This window comes from Centipeda felix, assembly GCF_900186465.1.
Taxonomy (GTDB): domain Bacteria; phylum Bacillota; class Negativicutes; order Selenomonadales; family Selenomonadaceae; genus Centipeda; species Centipeda felix.
In genome coordinates, this window is sequence record NZ_LT891947.1 from 22,261 (window position 1) to 39,665 (window position 17,405).

Consider the following 17,405-nt stretch of genomic DNA (forward strand, 5'->3'; position numbering starts at 1 on the left):
CGCAAGCTGTAAACCTTCATAGCATCAGAAGTGCACGCAAGGCACAAGCGCCCCCATCGGCTCGCGTTGCTCGCCACTTCCCCCGCAGCGACGGGGGAAGCTAAGATAGGGGAACCCCGCAAAGGGACGGAGCGTACCTCTAGCCTCCCCTGCCAGAGCGGGGGAGGGGGACCGCGTAAGCGGTGGAGGGGGCGCCATGAACGCAAGCTGTAAACCTTCATAGCATCAGAAGTGCACGCAAGGCACAAGCGCCCCCATCGGCTCGCTGTGCTCGCCACTTCCCCCGCAGCGACGGGGGAAGCTAAGATAGGGGAACCCCGCAAGGGGACGGAGCGTACCTCCAGCCTCCCCTGCCAGAGCGGGGGAGGGGGAAAGTTAAGACAGAGGATCCCATGATGAGGAGCGGATGATCATGCGTGATGTACCGGCACATATTCGCCGTTATGCGAGAGCGATGCGCCGATCTATGACACCTGAGGAACGGTGTATTTGGCATGATTTTCTTTCGTGCAGTCCGTACCATTTTCGCCGACAGTATCCCATCGGTGGGTATATTGCCGATTTTTATTCACATTGTCTCAGGCTGGTGATTGAGATTGATGGCGGGCAGCATTTTGAACAGGATGGCTGTACCTATGACATGAAACGGACGACGTATATGCAGGCGAGGAGGCTCCGTGTCCTGCGGTTTACCAATGCGCAGGTGCGGAAGGAGTTCCTCAGTGTGTGTGAAGGGATTCGGCGGGCGATACAGGATATTGCTGATGGGGGTGTGATTCAGGGGGCTGATGAAAGCGGGCGTATGTTATGAGTGGATGCTCCATCCCCCATCGGCTCGCATTGCTCGCCACTTCCCCCGCAGCGACGGGGGAAGCTAAGATAGAGGGCCCCCGCAAGGGGGCGGAAACCTTCGTCTCTGTATCACGTTCCCACAGCAGGTCTTTGATTTAAGAACCCAAACCCCGCAAGGGGACGGACCCGTAACCTGAGGAAGCTGAAATAGAGGATCTCCACAGGGCTTCGCTATGATCGGAGTGGGAGAAGTCCACTGTTATGAAAGAGAAGGTGGTCGCGTGTTTGCCTATATTACGGAGGAAGGGGCATACGTTCAGAAACGCGGCGGGAATTTCGTCATTGGGCGCAACAATGAGTGTGTGATGGAGATTCCCGAGGAGGTGCTCGAGGCACTGACGCTGATCGACAGTGTTCAGGTCTCCTCACAGGCGATGGTGGAGCTCTTGCGGCTCGGTGTTCCCGTGACGTGGCTTTCGCGGTCGGGATATTTTTTTGGACGACTCGAGTCCACACGACATGTGAATGTCTTTCGGCAGGAACGTCAAGTGCTCATGAAGGGCTCGGGATTTTATCTTCGTATGGGCAGGAAGGTTATTGCGGCAAAGGTGCACAATCAGCTGACGCTGCTGCGGCGCTATAACCGTAATGCGGATATCGAGGGCGTTCGCCGCGCCATCGATGAGATCGTTGCCCTGCGAAAACGTATCTCGACGGCAGAGACGAGTGAGCAGCTGATGGGCTATGAGGGGGCGATTGCCAAGGTGTATTTTCGCGCACTCGGGCTGCTCGTGCCGGAGGAGTTTGCCTTTACGGGGCGCAGCAGGCGTCCGCCGCTTGACCCGTTCAATGCGATGCTGAGTTTCGGCTATACGCTGCTGATGTATGATATTTATACAGCACTCTCCAATGAGGGGCTGCATCCGTACTTCGGCTTTCTCCACGCACTGAAGAATCATCATCCCGCTCTCGCCTCTGATCTGATGGAGGAGTGGCGTGCGGTGCTGGTGGACGCGATGGTACTGTCTCTCGTGAGTCATCATGAGGTGCGGACGGAGCATTTTGCGGCGATGAAGGAGGATGAGCCGGGGATTATCCTGACACGCGAGGGGCGGGCGATTTTCCTGCGTGCCTATGAGAAGAAGCTGCGGACGGTCAATCGCTATGTGGAGGGGCAGCATTCCTATCGCCGTACGCTCGCCTATCAGGCGCGGCAGTATGCACAGGCGCTGCTCGCAAAAAATGAGGAGATGTATGAGCCGATTGCGCTGAGGTGATGCCGATGATGGACTATGAGGAAAATGAATTTCTGGTGGAGGATGAGCGGCGCTATATCGTGCTGGTGATCTATGACATTACGGACGATCGGCGGCGCACGCGGATGGTGAAGTGTTTGGAGCGATATGGCATCCGCGTGCAGAAGTCGGCGTTCGAGGCGTTTCTGACGGAGAAGAAGTATGAGCGCATGATGGAGCTGACGTCCGGTCTGATTGATCCTGCGACGGATTCGCTGCGGGTCTATCTGCTCGCCAATCATACGTCGGTGCGCTCGTGGGGAATCGGGGATCGTCATGTGGAGGATGTGGTGATTTTTTAGGATAGGTTTGGCCTTCTTTTTCCTGCCGATTGGCAGGGATTTTTCGTTTTATGTGGAATTTTCTAATATTAATCAGTGATGAGAGGAGATGAGGCTATGGATGATCTGTGTGGGCAAATTGAGCGGGCGGCTCTGCTGCATGATATCGGGAAACTGGTGCGGCGGGCGCACCCAGAGTCAAAGACACACGCGGCGTGCGGCGCGGCGTTCCTCGAGCGTTTCTTCGGCGGCGAGGGACGGGATATTCTGCGCGCCGTAGGACATCATCACTGGAGTGATCTGAAGGATCTGCGCGCCGATGCAGATGATATCAGCTATATTATCTATGAGGCAGATAATCTGGCAGCGGCGACGGATCGCCGTGAGACAGAGGAGGGGACGGGCGGCTTTTCTGCCGCCGCGAATCTTCAGAGCGTCTTTTATCTTTTCGCTGACGGCGGGGCACACTCCGCGAAGGAAGCGTTCCATCTGCGCGGACTGGATCCTGAGACCTATGAGATGCAGATGCCCTGCCCGTCCGCCGAGATACGGGCAACGGAGGCGGCGTATCAGGATCTCTGTCAGCATCTCGAGGCGAATTTTCAGCGCAGATCTCCGCTGGAGATGACCGTGGGAGAGCTCCTGCGCGTGTTGGAGGGGGTACTCAGCTATGTGCCGTCGAGTACGGCACGTGCGGAGGCGGCGGACATCTCACTCTATGATCATGTGCGTCTGACGGCCGCGTATGCGGCGGCGATGTACCGCTATTTCGAGGCGCATGGGATCACCGATTACCGTCGCTGTACGACGGGCGATGAGGGGCGTGCATGGCGGGAAAAGCCGATGTATCTGCTTGTCTCAGGTGATGTGTCGGGGATTCAGCCGTTCATCTACGGAATTCCGTCGGCGGGTGCGCTCAAGAGTCTGCGCGGGCGGTCGTTCTATCTTGAGATTCTGCTTGAGAATGTGGTGGACGAGATCTTAACGGCATGCGGCATCAGCCGCAGTGCGCTCCTCTATACGGGCGGCGGTCATTTCTACCTGCTGCTGCCGAATACGGATGCAGTGCAGGAGATCCTGACGAAATGCCGTCATGCAGTGAATGCCTGGCTGCTGGAACACTTTGGCACACACCTCTATCTGGCAATGGCATGGACGCCGTGCGCGGCGGCAGAATTCGGCGTGACGAAGGAAGGCGGGCACGGAACACAGGCGGCATTTCGCCGCGTGAGCGAGCTGCTGTCTGCGGAGAAGCTCTGCCGCTACTCTGAGGATCAGCTGGCGGCACTCTTTTCCCCGTCGAGTGCACTGAACAAGGTGCGCGATGCCTCGCGTGAGTGTGCGATCTGCCGTACATCGACGACGGAACTCGCACAGTATCGTGATGGATCTGAGATCGAGGTGTGCCCGATGTGCAGAGGGCTGTATGTGTTCGGTGAGCGTATTTTGGCGGGCGATGTGTTTGCCGTGTCAGAAGATCCTGCGGCGGATGCCCTGCCGCTCCCCGGGCTCTCGGGAACGCTATATCTCACGGCGGAGAAGCTGGCGGAAACGGACGATCTGCCGCAGACCCTGCGGCGGATCTACATCAAGAACAAGGTATATACGGGGGCACAGCTGGCGACGCATCTCTGGCTGGGTGACTACACGGTATGCAAGGACGATGGCGGCGTGATGGAGCTGGGACAGCTTGCCGCACGCAGCGGCGGCACGGAGGATGCGGCGGGGATCCGTCGCCTGGGCGTGCTGCGCGCGGATGTGGATAATCTCGGCGCGGCGTTCCTCGCGGGGTTCCCTGCTCAGTATGCGACGCTGACACGGACGGCATCACTGTCGCGTCAGCTGTCCCTGTTCTTCAAGCGATATATCAATGAAATTTGCTGCGGCAATGTGGGCTGCGGTGCGGAGAAGTTCTCCCTCTTCGGTCGGGAGAAGAAGGCGGCGCGCGATGTGCATATCGTCTACTCCGGCGGTGACGATATTTTCCTCCTCGGCACGTGGGACGATATTGTGGAGCTTGCCGTTGACCTGCGGCGTGCCTTCCAGCGCTTTACGAGCGGAAAGCTGCATTTCTCTGCAGGCATCGGTTTTTTCAAAGACAAATGTCCTGTGGCGGCGATGGCGCGGCAGACGGGGGCGCTGGAGTCACTCGCGAAGGGACTGCGCCCCGCAAAGGATGCGGTGGCGCTCTTTGGCACGTCGCTGAGCGGACGCTCTGCCGATACGGTCAAGGAGCGCGCGGAGGCCTATGGCTGGGACGACTTCATCGATGGCGTCTGCGGCGAGAAGCTCGCTTTCCTGCGGGAGAATCTCGCATGGAACGAGGTGCGGGATAAGACGCGTGTTCCCTTCGGAAAGTCCAAGGCATATCAGCTGCTGACTCTGCTGGAGGACGGCGGCGACGATATTCAGATTGCACGGTTCGCCTATGTGCTTGCCCGTCTCGCTGCGGGGCTTCATACGGAACAGAAGGCGGCATACGAGCGCGTCCGCAGCCAGCTCTACGCATGGTATCGGGACAAGGAGGCGCGGCGGCAGCTGCGGACGGCACTGGAATTTATCATCTACAACATTCGCGAGAAGGGAGAGAATGCCGATGGCTGAGGAGAAGGTTAAGGATATCGCGCAGGAGGCGGAGAATGTTATCCTGCGGCTGAAAAAGGATGGCGGCGGGAAGCTGGTCATTACGAAAAGTCAGATACGGAAGTTCCTGGCGGCGGTGAATGCCCTGACGAACAAGGTGGATGACTACCGTGCACGGAACCCGAGGGCAGTGGAACTCAGCCCTGCGCTGGCCTCTACGGTGAAGTATCTGAAGGTGCAGCTCGTCTATCAGGCGGCGCGCGAGCCGAAAAAGGTCAAGCCGTTTGTGGAGGCGTCGCGCCTGAAGGAGTGCATCGACGGCATCGGTACGGACCTTCGCGCCTATGAGGATTTCGCACACTATGTGGAGGCACTCGTTGCCTATCATAAGTTTTATGGAGGCGAAGACTAATATGGAGCAGCAGAGTACACTCAAGGGCAAACTGGACATTCGAGCATGCCTGCGTATCGAGACGGGGCTCCACATTGGTTCATCCTCGGACTTCGCTCCGATCGGTGCGGTGGACAGCCCGTTCGTGCGTGACCCGCTCTCGCGTCAGCCGATCATTCCCGGCAGCTCGCTGAAGGGGAAAATTCGCACCCTGCTCGTGCGCAGCATGGCCGAGGGGTACGACCTGCCCGATGTGAAGGACGACAGCGATGAGGTGCGCCGTCTCTTTGGCGCAGCACTGAAAGGGAAGGACGGAGGAGAGGGCGGAGGAAAGGCGTCACGCCTGCAGTTCTTCGACCTGCGGTTGTCTAAAGCATCGTTCGAGCGGCTCAAGGAGCTGGAGCTGGAGACGTACATCGGTGAGATCAAGTGGGAGAATACGATCAACCGCATCACGGCGGCGGCTAATCCGCGCCAGATCGAACGCGTGCCTGCAGGGGCGGAGTTCGATTTTCGGCTGGTCTACAATATCGAACACGAGGATGAGGTCGCGGAGGACATGGCGCTCCTCGGGGATGGTCTGCATCTCCTGCAGATGGACTATCTCGGCGGGCATGGCTCGCGCGGCTATGGCAGGGTCTCGCTGCATGACTTCACTGTGAGCTATTTCTCCCTCTCTGCGCCCGATGCACTCACGCAGGAGAAGCTGGATGAGATTGCGGCAGTCCTGTCGAAGGGCGGGCAGACGTCGTGAGCTGCGTGATCTATCCGCTCGTGTTTGACACGGCGGTGCATTTCGCTCCGACGGGGCAGGAGGGGCGGCTCGATGCGGCAGGTGCGTCCTATACGGCGGATACGCTGTTCAGTGCGCTCTGTGCGGAACTGGCGGCGGCCGACGAGGATGCTGCGTTCGAGCGTCTGTATCGGCAGGTGATGCAGGGGGCGATCCGTTTCTCCGACCTCATGCCGTGGCGCAGAGACGGAGAGGGGGAGATGGCGTTCTATCTCCCGCGTCCCGTTCTGTCGATTCCCGCTGACACCATGTCGCACGGTGAGGGATATGATACGGTATGCTGTCAAGCGAGTGCGCGAAAAAAGCAGAAGTCGATGAAGTACATCCGAGCGAGCGAGATGGATGCCTATGTGCATGCAATGCGCACGGGAAAGGCGCTCGCCTCGGGGGCGGAGGTCGGTGCAGCCTCCCTGCGCCCACGCGTGAACACGCGCGGCGAGGTACCCCTGCCGTACTATGTCGGGCAGTTTGATTTCCATGTGGATGCCGGGCTCTACCTCCTGCTCGAGACAGGGGATGAGGAGCTCGCGGACTGGATGGGCGAGCTGCTGACGTGGCTCGGCATGACGGGGATCGGCGGAAAGCGGTCGAGCGGTCTCGGCAAGTTCCATATCGAGGAGGAGGGCGACATCCGTCTCGATACGTCGGAGGACGGCATCTATACGGACGATGCGGCACTCTGCACGCTGCTCGCCGCAGCGGACGCACCGTGGCAGATGGCACTCTCTCCTGTCCTCCCGACGACAGAAGATCTCGCCGCGGTCAAGGAGGGCGCCTATCGTCTGCGGCGTGCGGGCGGCTTTATCACGGATCCGCGTCATGCGGCGGTGAAAAAGAACAGTGTCTGCCTCATTGATGCGGGCTCCTGCCTCAGGACGCGTGTAGCGGGATCACTCTGTGAGCTCGGGACACAGGACGGGCATCCTGTGTGGCGGTATGGATTCGGTCTCTATGCGGGGGTGACGGCATGAGCGGACAAATCGTTCGTCAGGAGTACGAGCTCACGTGCATTGCTCCGGTGCATGTCGGCTCGGGAGAGGTATTGAGACCCTTTGAATATCTTTACGACAGAGATAAACTGGAAGCATACTTTTTACATGGGGCTAAATGGTTTTTGTTTCTCGAGGACCGTGAGCTCTCAGATGCTTTTGTTCAATATCTTGAGACGGAAGCAACGGGGAGAAAATCACGCAATCTGCTTGAATGGCTAAAGGTCAACCATGTGACACTGGCAGATCTCCGGCAGGCGGGCGCTATCCGACGCAAGATTCCTGTCGCGAAGCTTTCAGACCAAAGAGCCAAGAAGCCTACACTCAATAATGTCACATGTCAACTCGTACGTTCTGACAATGCGCATCCCTATATTCCAGGCAGTACCATTAAAGGCGCACTGCGTACAGGGATTCTCTACCACTTTATTCGCAAAGATCCCAGACGATTTGATTCTTATTGGCAGGAAATTTCTTCTGTACGGGGGCCAGATAAAGCAGCTGCGTGGAATGATATCATCCTGCGGCTGGAACAGGAGATTCTGCATACGCTCACCTATGACGGTGCAAAGAAAAAGGATGCGGTTGTAAGCGCACTGCGCGGACTCTCTGTTAGTGATGCGGCTCTTGTTGGATGTAAGGCATCAGCACCAACTGTTATCGTCCAGAAAATCGATGCCACGACACTCATCAAACGCGGTGCGGCGAGAGGGGAAAGCGCGATCAGTCTCTTTCGCGAGTGTATCCCTGCCGGCAGCAGACTGCGTTTTGCCGTCACGGCGAACCTTAGTATGCTTCACACGGCGGGGATCGAGTCATTACCGTCCATCCTTGCCATGCTGCGTTCTTATACACTTGATGGTTTAAAGCTCCAACAGCGCGCCTTTGAAGCCATTGATAGAAAGTATTATGGAGATCTTTTTGATGATGTTACGGCATACAAGGCGAATGCGCTCCTTGGCGGGGGCACGGGATTCCTTTCAAAGACCATCATCTATACGTTAGCAGGTGCGGAAGCTGAGGCACGCCGTTTTGCTGCTGCTTATTTTGATGGGCAGTTCACGAACCCGTCACATAAACATAGGGCGATAGATAAGGTTCTGACACCACGTACGTTAAAGAGAGCACAGACGGACGGCGCGGACTGGATTATGGGGCTGTGCTCCATTCGGGGGATTGGCAATGCTCAGACGATATGAGGCGGAGCTCCGCTTCCCCACGGGGGAGCGTGCCGTTTCGGCGATGGGCTCGATCCTCCACGGCGCTCTGATGGAGCGTCTGCCCGCGGATGCGGCGGCAGTCCTGCATACACAGAGCCTGCGCCCGTACCGACAGAGTATCCGCATCGAACGGGAGTCGGGGCGTGTATTCTGGTGCATCGGGACACTCACGGAGGCGATGGGCGAGCTGGCTGCGATGGCACTCGGCACGACGACGGAGCTGTTCCTGCGGCAGAAGGGCTATGCGGTCTCGCTGCATGACTTTCACTGTGTATCTGAGAGTACAGATACGGCACTTGCCGATGCGTTCTTTCTCCCTGCACGAGCGCCGCGCGGAGCAGAGCTGACCTTTTATACGCCGACGGCGTTCAAGCGGGATGGACAGTATGTCCTCCTGCCGGAGATGCTGCTGATCGTCCAGAGTCTTCTCATGCGGTGGGGGCGTTTCTGTCCGCACGTACGCATGGAGGAGGATCTTGCCGCACAGCTCGCCGCCGGATGCCAGATTCGGCAGTATGCGCTGCACACGGCGACATTCTCCGTGGACGGACATCCGCTGCGCGGCTTTCGCGGGTCTCTTACCATAGGCTTTACGGGGACGGACAGCATGCGCCGTATCCTTGGGATGCTCATGTCGTTCGCATCGTATGCGGGCATCGGCATCAAGACCGCCCTCGGCATGGGCGCCGTGGAGGCGGATGTTTGGAAAGGGCGAGACGGATGAGGATTCTTTTTTCACCGCTGGGCGATACCGATCCCGTACGCGGCTGCTATGATGGCGCGATGCTGCATATCGTGCGGCACTATCAGCCGGAGCGCATCGTGCTTTTTTATACGCACGATATGGCGGAGAAGGAGCGGCATGATCACCGCTATACACGTGCGGTTCAGCGCCTCGCACCGGAGTGTCAGATCGAGGAAGTATTTACCGAGATACGTGATGCACATCTCTATGAGTCTTTCAGCCGCATCCTGCCGCAGGAGGTGCTGCGCATCCGCGAGACATACCCCGGGAGTACACTCCTCCTGAATCTCAGCTCGGGGACGCCGCAGATGAAGACGGTCCTCGCGATGCTCGCGTCCGATATGGAGCACTGTATCGGTGTGCAGGTGGCGGCACCGGCACGGCACTCGAACCGTGCGAATGAGGCAACGCAGGATGCCGAGGACATCGACGCCCTGCTCGAAAACAATTTTGACAACGAAGAAGGGGCGGAGAACCGCTGTGAGGAACCACCGCTGTCGGCGTTTCACTACTATGCAGAGCGGAGCCGTATCCTGTCTCTGATCGACTCCTATGAGTATGCGGCGGCAGGGAAGATTGCACGGCGGAGTGCGCTCGTTCCGTCGGAGGCGTCGCTGCTCCTTTCCCATGCAGAACGGCGCAGTATGCTCCTGACGGAGGAGGCAAAGGCTGTCCTGCGCGAATACGAAGGAAAGAAGCTCTTTCCTTTCACTGGGAAAACGGAGGAGCTGGTTGAATACTTCCTCATGATGCAGATCGATCAGGAAACGGGGCGGCTGTCGAATCTGATGCTGCGCATGATTCCGTTTCTCTATGAGTTCCTCAGGGAGTATACCGCGAAGAATCTGACAATCCCGATTCGTTCCCTTTGTGAGCCGCGTCATGGTGTTCGTTTGCTCGTGCGGGAACGCCTTACTGTGCAGGAGAAGGAGCTGCTTGCCGCATTGGATCGGGAATTTCCCTACGGCTATCGGGATCAGCCGCTTTCATTTTATCTATTGTCTCTTTGCTGCACTTATGCAGGTGAGGCACAGCGCATTCGTGATGCGAAGCTGCACACGGCGGTCATGGTGGAACTGGAATCTATTGCGGATATTCGGCAGCTGCGCAACGAGGCGGCGCATGAGATCGTGAATGTGACGGAGGATCAGTTCCGTCAAAAGGTCGGTATGGGCTCACAGGAAGCCGTAAGCTGCTTCTGCCGCATGCTTGCGCTCGTCTATGGGGATAAGGTACGGGCGATGCGCAGCACCTATCGTGATCTCAATGCGTGGATTGGACAGGCACTTGAGGTTCATGCATAGAGCATTCGCGTACGTTCGTGTCCATGCCCATATCGGTGGGAAAACAGATCTACCATAAAGGTGGTGTGCACGCCCCCATCGGCTCGCTGTGCTCGCCACTTCCCCCGTAGCGACGGGGGAAGCTATTATGCCGTTATATCCCAAAGCCTTCCCCGTTATGACGGGGGAGCGGTGGAAGGGGCACAAAGGCGGGGCTCGCGGGAGATAAGAATATGAAAAAGAAGATTTTACTGATTGCCTGCATTACTGCGTTAGCGGCTATTTTCCTCTTGCCGTTCGTCCAGCGCTCGATGGGGAAGACGGATTTTATACGGGAAGTGCTCGCTAAAGATGATGGATTTGCCGCAGAGGGCAGCGGCACGACCGGGGGTGCTGCTGCGGGACAAGACAATATCTTCCGCGTGACCAATAGGCAGGAGTTTATTGCCGCATTGGGGAATCGAAAGAACACAGAACCTAGGATTTTGATGATTTACGGTACGATCGACTTCGATACGGACGCGGATGGAAAGCGCCTGACGAAGGAAGATTATATGGCGGAGGGCTATGATTTTCAGCAGTATCTGGAATCGCATGCACCGCATAGTACCGCGCCGCAAAGCCGAAAAGAAGAGCAGGAAGAAAAAAGAAAACAATCTCAAAAAAATCAGGAAAAAAACATCATGGTTCATGTCCCCGCCAATACGAGCATCATTGGGATTGAACATGCGAAATTAAAGGGCGTGGATTTAGTCCTCGACGCGGATAATGTTATCATCCGAAATGTTATGTTTGAGTCCCCGTATGATTATTTCCCGTCGTGGGATCCAAACGATGGGCCGGAAGGCAGCTGGAATTCTCAGTATGACAGTATTACGATCCGCGGCGGCACGCATATTTGGATCGATCATTGTCATTTCGAGGATGGCACGCAGCCGACGGAAACGTATTTTCATCGTGAATACGAGCATCGGGACGGTTTGGTCGATATTACGAATCAGGCAGACGACATCACGATGTCGTACAATGTTTTTGAACGGCATAATAAAGCGATTTTGATCGGGAACAGTGATGCAAAAACGGCGGATGACGGCAAACTGAATGTGACGCTGCATCATAACTACTTCCATAATTTGGTTCAGCGTGCACCGAGAGTGAGATTTGGCAAGGTTCACGTGTATAATAATTACTACCAAACGGACGATGAAAACGGCGCATACCGTTATGCGTATTCGTTGGGCGTCGGAAAAAACTCGAAAATATATGCCGAAAATAATGTCGCGGATATCGACGGCAGGACGTATCAAGATTTTGTCAAAGTATTTGGCGGCATGGAGTTTACCGCGGTCAATAATATCTTCAACGACGAGAAAATCGATGCATTTAGCGAGCATTTATCCCCGGTCGCGTGGGTGCCCGAGCGATACATAAAAATCGACGATGTGAGTGCGGTGAAAGAAAAAGTTTTACAGCATGCGGGCGTGCTGAAAAATGAAGATTAATTTGTTCCGATTGGAATATGACCTGCCCCCCAAAAGGCCGATCTTCTCATCTAACCTTTGGGGGGGCAGGTCATAAAACTTCGTGCGGCAGCCTCGATTGCCGGCCCACTCTCAGAGCCGGATGCGCTCGATATGCTCCATGTCGATGGTGACAACCGCTGTGTTGAGCGAGATTTCGTAGAGGATGAGGTCGTCGCCGACAGCATCAATGGTCTCCTGATAGCGTGGGATCTTTGCGGCAAAGAGTGCCGCGAGATCGTAGACGGTGCGCGCAGACTTCACGGCGCGTCCGCTCGCGCGGACGTGTTCGTTTGTGCCGTTGTGCGGAACGGTAGTGAATGCGATATTCGGATTTGCCGCGATCTCGACGACCTTCTCGTTGTCTTTGAACGTGGCGAAGTAGACGCAGTGTTCCTCGGGGGCATAGTAGAAGTTCACAATGCGGACATGCGGCAGCCCGTCCGTCGTTGTTGCGAGCGCGATCTCGCGCTGTTCGCGCATGATGCGCTCAAATTCGTCCCGTAGATTCATCTCATTCACCTCTTTGATGATGATGCAATATTCTTCGTGTGAAAGATATGAAAAGAAACGCCATCGGTCATGTTTGCCGATGGCGTTTCCGCTTTTGCGAGAAATTTCATGTTTCCTTTTTCCCGCTCAGCACGACTTTGCTGAAGAGGACGAGGACGCCGAGGAAGACGAGGAGCCCAAGCATCTCGGCAGTGCCGGCAAAATCGGCGCCGACGACGGCGAGAGGGCTTTCGCTGCCGCCGTTCGAGACGGAGATGACGATGATGCCTGCCAGGAGGACGCCGATGATGGATTCGCCGACGATGAGCCCCGAGGCAAACAGCGTGCCGCGCCGCAGACCTGCGCGCTCCGCCTCCTCCCCCTTCGTCTGACGCAGGTGACGGTTGACGAAGTAGCCGAGGATCGCACCGACGACGAGCGGTGTCTGGATGACGGGCGGGAGGTAGATGCCCATACCGACGGCGAGCGGCGGCATGGCGAGATTCTTCGTCGAGCGGCGCAGGAAGAGGTCGATGAGGACGAGCACGATGCCGACCCCGATGCCGATGTAGATGTACTCCCATGCGAGCTTCTGCGAGAAAATGCCCTGAGCGATGGTCGTCATGAGCACTGCCTGCGGTGCGGCGAGTGCCTGCGCGGGATCCATGCCCGCACGCGGCAGCGCGCCCGAGAACCCATACGCCTCATAGAGGAGGTTGAGCACGGGGGCGATGACGAGCGCGCCGACCACGCAGCCGATGAGGAGCGCGACCTGCTGACGCCACGGCGTTGCGCCGACGAGATAGCCGGTCTTGAGATCCTGCATATTGTCATTCGAGATGCAGGCGATTGCGAGGATGATCGACGTGGTAAAGATGGCGGTCGCCGTCGCGAATTTCTCACCGCCCGGCAGCGCGAAGATGCCGAACATGGAGCACAACGCGTACATGACGAGCGATGCAACGATGATGCCGAGGATGCCGATGCCCGAGATCGGGCTGGAGGACGTGCCGACGAGACCTGCCATATAGGCGCAGGCGGCGGCAACGAAGAAGCCCATGAGGACGGCGACGCCGACGCCGACGAGGGTGAAGATGACTTTCTGACTGCCCGGGATCTGCTCGGGGCTGACGAAGGCGTAGAAGATGACGAGCAGCCCGATGACGGTGACGGCAAAGACGAGCCCGACACTCTTCATCGTCATGTCGATGTCCATGCGGTGCAGACCGCGCTCTGCGCTGTCTGCGCGTGCGCCTGCGATGGATTCCTTTACGCCGTCAATGACGGGGCGAGCGAGGCAGAGCAGCGTCCAGATCGCGGCGACGCCCATGGCGCCCGCGCCGATGAGGCGCACCTTCTGCTGATAGACGGTACCCGCGAATTTCTGCAGGGTCATGCCGTCGGGGAGTGCACCGGTGATGGTGAAATAGGGGACGAAGCCCGCCCATGCGATGGCGATACCGATCAGCATCGCGAGTCCACTCGTGATGCCGATGAGGTAGCCCGCACCGACGAGTGCCGACGAGTAGCCGAGCGGGAGCTGCGTCATGCCGCGTCCGACGTGGAACCATGCGGAGAGGCTGCCGCCGAGCACCTGCAGGCCGTTCGTGAGGAACGCGATCACGCCAGCGATGGCACTGCCCGAGAGGATCTCTTTCAGTCCCGAGCCGTGCTGCTCGCGGCTGTCGTCGTGCGAGCCGACCTTCAGGATCTCCGCCGCAGCGACGCCCTCCGGGTAGGCGAGGTCGCTGTGGACAACCATCGCACGCCGCAGCGGGATGGTGAAGAGGACCCCGAGGCAGCCGCCGCAGGCAGAGACGACGAGCGTCTGCCAGAACTCAAAGTCCTGCCAATAGCCGATCATGAGCATGCCCGGGATGATGAAGATGATGGCGGACAGCGTCCCCGCTGCCGATGCCTGCGTCTGCACCATGTTGTTCTCGAGGATGTTCGCATCCTTCGCCATCTTGAGTACCGCCATCGAGATGACCGCCGCCGGAATGGCGGAGGAGAACGTCAGACCGACCTTGAGGCCGAGGTAGACGTTCGATGCGGTAAAGATGATGGTGAGGATTGCGCCGAGGATCATGCCGCGCATTGTCAGCTCAGGGAGCCGCAATTCGTGCTGCATGAACTCGTTTTCGGAGTGTTTCATGCCAATACCACCTATCTATAATAAAATGAAAAACATCTGTATTATAGCACGTAAATCCAAAATAGCAAAAATACATTGGAACGCTGTGCCCGCAGCGCTAGAAAAGATACGCCAAAAACAAAACCGCCGATGCGCTTTCTCGTCACGCATCGGCGGTTCTGAGGAAAATACGGGAAGTGATAGGTAACTCTCTTGCATTCAAACGATCCACGCTTCATTCCGCATCGCCGCTAGCTTGAGATGCGGAACTTTCCGGCGAAAACGCTGAGAAAAACCACCACGACATGTTCTCTGTGCGCACATTCTGTTCCTCTCTGGGGAACGTCCTCCTCGTCATGCGCTAATCCATGCCCTCTTGTGTGCCCACCCCACGCGGGCTGCCGCATTCCCTGCCGCACCTTCGCTCGGCATCCCCGTCCGACCCAGCGGGGCGGGGTGCACAGTGCAGACCTTTGCGGCCACTCAGTAACCCATCGGAATCTCCTCCCAGTCCGTCGTGGACGCTGCGGCTGCTTCCTCACTCAGCCAGCGAGGTGCATCCCGTGTCCCTCTCCAACAACCGTCGGTCAACACGGTGGGAAATCCCCGAAGGAGATACACCATGTGCTTACAGATCACATGGGGGCAGCCTGTCCTGAATCAGCCTGCCATCTTACGTTCTCCTTAACTATCCTTAGTATAGTAAAACTTCAGAAGATTGTCAACGCTTTTTGAAAAATTTTTTTCGCGGTGGATTGACAAACGCAGAAATTCGCAATAGAATAACATATAAATTTACTATGTTATTAAGGAGATGGAACGATGGGATATCATCTGTGGAATGTTCTTGATGAGCTGAAGTCGGATGCGTATGAGTGGGTGGATCTGACGCACCCACTGAATAACGACAGTCCGTGCTGGGCGGGGATCCCCGAGGGCTCGGTGGAGCTCTCAAAGACGTGCTTTGACTGGGGCAATCCGATGCTCGACTGCCTCATCCAGACGTTCAAGTTCCCGGGGCAGTTCGGGACGCACATTGACTTTCCGGGACATTTCGTGCGCAACCTCCCGCTCGCGGAGGACTTCGGTGCGCGGCACATGCTCTATCCGCTGTGTGTGATCGACGTGACGGAGCAGGTTGCACGCGATGTGCACTATGCGGTGACAGTGGAGGACATCAAGGCGTACGAGGCGAAGTACGGCGCGATTCCGGACGGTGCGTTTGTCGCACTCTATACGGGGTGGAGCCGTCACTGGCCGGATATGGATGCGATCTCCGGGATCGCCGCGGACGGCAGTGAGAACTTCCCGTCGTGGTCGATGGATGCGCTGAAGTATATCTATGAGACGCGCAATGCCGCGGCGAACGGTCATGAGACGCTCGATACGGATGCCTCGACGGAGGCGGCAAAGGCAGGGGATCTCGCGTGCGAGCGCTATGTCCTCGGCAAGGGGAAGCTGCAGGTCGAGGTGCTGACGAATCTCGACCGCGTGGCGCCGGCAGGGGCGCTGCTCTTCCTCGGGTGGCCGAACATCGAGGGCGCGACGGGGCTGCCCGTACGCGCGCTGGCGATTACGCCGAAAAAATAAGGGAATGACCTGTGGCAGAGGTGCTGCCATCGTCTTCGAGCCGTTTTGCAAAGCCGATACCTACCGGCTTGCAGGCGGCTCCTTTTGTCTCCGTGGCAGGACTTTTGCGCTGGGTATCGAATCATAAAGAGATAACTTGTGTGTTTAGGAGACGATGAATTGCAGAGTAAATACCTCGATATTGAGAAGAAAGCAGAGCGCGGAGAGCGGCTGACGTATGAGGACGGCGTGGCCCTCTTTGCCTCGCACGACATCGCGTGGCTCGGTGCCCTCGCCGATCATGTGCGCGCAGAAAAATGCGGCGATATTGTCTACTACAATGTGAACTGTCATGTGAATCTGACCAATATCTGCATGGCGCACTGTAAGTTCTGCGCGTTTGGGCGTGACGCAGAGGATGCGGGCGCCTACGAGATGAGCGCGTCGGAGGCGGTGGCACACGTCGCGGAGGCGATGCGCGACCCGCATCTCGCGGGACTGCACGTCGTGAGCGGGCTGCATCCGACGTGGACGTTTGACGACTACCTCCTGCGTCTGCGCGCGCTGCACGAGGCCTTCCCCTCACTCTACCTGAAGGGGTTCACGGGCGTGGAGATCACGCATTTTGCCCACACGTCGGGGCTCTCCGTGCGCGAGGTGCTCCTGCGCCTGCGCGAGGCGGGGCTGCAGTCGATCGCGGGCGGCGGCGCGGAGATCCTCTCCGACCGCGTCGGGCGGCGGCGCGGAGATCCTCTCCGACCGCGTGCGCGGGGAGCTCTGCCCGAACAAGGCGACGGCGGATGAGTGGCTCGCAACGCACCGTACGGCGCACGAACTTGGGATCAAGACGAATGCGTCGATGCTCTACGGACACATCGAGACGCTCGAGGAGCGCGTCGCGCACATGATGCGCCTGCGCGACCTGCAGGACGAGACGGGGGGCTTTCAGACGTTCATCCCGTTCCCGTTCCTGCCGTCACATACGGAGCTGGGGCGGACGGTGCGGCAGACGTCGATGTGGGACGATCTGCGGACGATCGCGATCGCACGCCTCCTGCTCGATAACTTCCGCAACATCAAGGCGTACTGGGTGATGCTGACCGTGCCCGTGGCGCAGGTCGCGCTCGGGTTCGGTGCGAACGACATCGACGGCACCGTGCACAAGGAGACGATCCTCCACGACGCGGGGGCAAAGAGCCCGCGCGCCCTCTCCGAGGATCACATCATCCGCATCATCCGCGAGATCGGACGCACGCCCGCCGCGTGTGACAGCAATTTCAACATCATCGAGATGTATTGAGAATTTCGCCAATATGTC

Annotated in this window: 14 protein-coding genes and 1 pseudogene; 13 read left to right on the forward strand and 2 right to left on the reverse strand. The window is 57.8% G+C overall.

The window, feature by feature from the left end:
• Window positions 1-406 precede the first annotated feature (406 nt).
• The 11 genes from C1713_RS00290 (at window position 407) to C1713_RS00340 (ending at window position 11,874) form a co-directional block, all read left to right on the forward strand.
• Entirely contained in the window at window positions 407-811 is a 405-nt protein-coding gene (locus C1713_RS00290) for an endonuclease domain-containing protein (RefSeq protein WP_245870861.1), read from the forward strand.
• 262 nt (window positions 812-1,073) lie between these two features.
• Entirely contained in the window at window positions 1,074-2,069 is a 996-nt protein-coding gene (gene cas1, locus C1713_RS00295; RefSeq protein WP_102492654.1) for a CRISPR-associated endonuclease Cas1, read from the forward strand.
• The gene (gene cas2 / locus C1713_RS00300) at window positions 2,069-2,389 is read left to right on the forward strand and encodes a CRISPR-associated endonuclease Cas2 (protein WP_245870877.1); all 321 of its coding nucleotides are present in this window, start codon (window positions 2,069-2,071) and stop codon (window positions 2,387-2,389) included. The genes cas1 and cas2 overlap by 1 nt, the downstream gene beginning before the upstream one ends.
• 96 nt (window positions 2,390-2,485) lie before the next feature.
• Window positions 2,486-4,972, forward strand: coding sequence for a type III-A CRISPR-associated protein Cas10/Csm1 (cas10, locus tag C1713_RS00305; RefSeq protein ID WP_102492655.1), 2,487 nt, complete (start codon window positions 2,486-2,488; stop codon window positions 4,970-4,972).
• Window positions 4,965-5,363 (forward strand): type III-A CRISPR-associated protein Csm2, encoded by a 399-nt coding sequence (gene csm2, locus C1713_RS00310; RefSeq protein ID WP_102492656.1) that lies wholly within the window; start codon window positions 4,965-4,967, stop codon window positions 5,361-5,363. The genes cas10 and csm2 overlap by 8 nt, the downstream gene beginning before the upstream one ends.
• Entirely contained in the window at window positions 5,347-6,096 is a 750-nt protein-coding gene (csm3, locus tag C1713_RS00315; protein WP_245870862.1) for a type III-A CRISPR-associated RAMP protein Csm3, read from the forward strand. The genes csm2 and csm3 overlap by 17 nt, the downstream gene beginning before the upstream one ends.
• The gene (csm4, locus tag C1713_RS00320; protein ID WP_102492658.1) at window positions 6,093-7,106 is read left to right on the forward strand and encodes a type III-A CRISPR-associated RAMP protein Csm4; all 1,014 of its coding nucleotides are present in this window, start codon (window positions 6,093-6,095) and stop codon (window positions 7,104-7,106) included. The genes csm3 and csm4 overlap by 4 nt, the downstream gene beginning before the upstream one ends.
• Complete coding sequence (gene csm5, locus C1713_RS00325) at window positions 7,103-8,323, forward strand: type III-A CRISPR-associated RAMP protein Csm5 (protein WP_102492659.1); 1,221 nt, start codon at window positions 7,103-7,105, stop codon at window positions 8,321-8,323. Before csm4 ends, csm5 begins: the two co-directional genes overlap by 4 nt.
• Complete coding sequence (gene cas6 / locus C1713_RS00330; RefSeq protein ID WP_102492660.1) at window positions 8,307-9,068, forward strand: CRISPR system precrRNA processing endoribonuclease RAMP protein Cas6; 762 nt, start codon at window positions 8,307-8,309, stop codon at window positions 9,066-9,068. Before csm5 ends, cas6 begins: the two co-directional genes overlap by 17 nt.
• The gene (csm6, locus tag C1713_RS00335; RefSeq protein ID WP_102492661.1) at window positions 9,065-10,393 is read left to right on the forward strand and encodes a type III-A CRISPR-associated CARF protein Csm6; all 1,329 of its coding nucleotides are present in this window, start codon (window positions 9,065-9,067) and stop codon (window positions 10,391-10,393) included. Before cas6 ends, csm6 begins: the two co-directional genes overlap by 4 nt.
• A 212-nt stretch (window positions 10,394-10,605) precedes the next feature.
• Entirely contained in the window at window positions 10,606-11,874 is a 1,269-nt protein-coding gene (locus C1713_RS00340) for a pectate lyase family protein (RefSeq protein ID WP_102492662.1), read from the forward strand.
• Between the two features lie 111 nt (window positions 11,875-11,985).
• Here the strand turns inward: C1713_RS00340 and C1713_RS00345 are convergent, their stop codons facing one another.
• Complete coding sequence (locus tag C1713_RS00345; protein ID WP_040572596.1) at window positions 11,986-12,405, reverse strand: pyridoxamine 5'-phosphate oxidase family protein; 420 nt, start codon at window positions 12,403-12,405, stop codon at window positions 11,986-11,988.
• Between the two features lie 106 nt (window positions 12,406-12,511).
• Window positions 12,512-14,539, reverse strand: coding sequence for an OPT family oligopeptide transporter (locus tag C1713_RS00350; protein ID WP_102492663.1), 2,028 nt, complete (start codon window positions 14,537-14,539; stop codon window positions 12,512-12,514).
• Between the two features lie 801 nt (window positions 14,540-15,340).
• Here C1713_RS00350 and C1713_RS00355 point away from each other — a divergent pair.
• Both C1713_RS00355 and mqnE read left to right on the forward strand, forming a co-directional pair.
• A complete protein-coding gene (locus C1713_RS00355) occupies window positions 15,341-16,108 on the forward strand; it encodes a cyclase family protein (protein WP_102492664.1) in 768 nt (255 codons plus the stop codon).
• Window positions 16,109-16,267: 159 nt separating this feature from the next.
• Window positions 16,268-17,387 (forward strand): annotated as a pseudogene (gene mqnE / locus C1713_RS00360) (aminofutalosine synthase MqnE).
• Window positions 17,388-17,405: the final 18 nt, after the last annotated feature.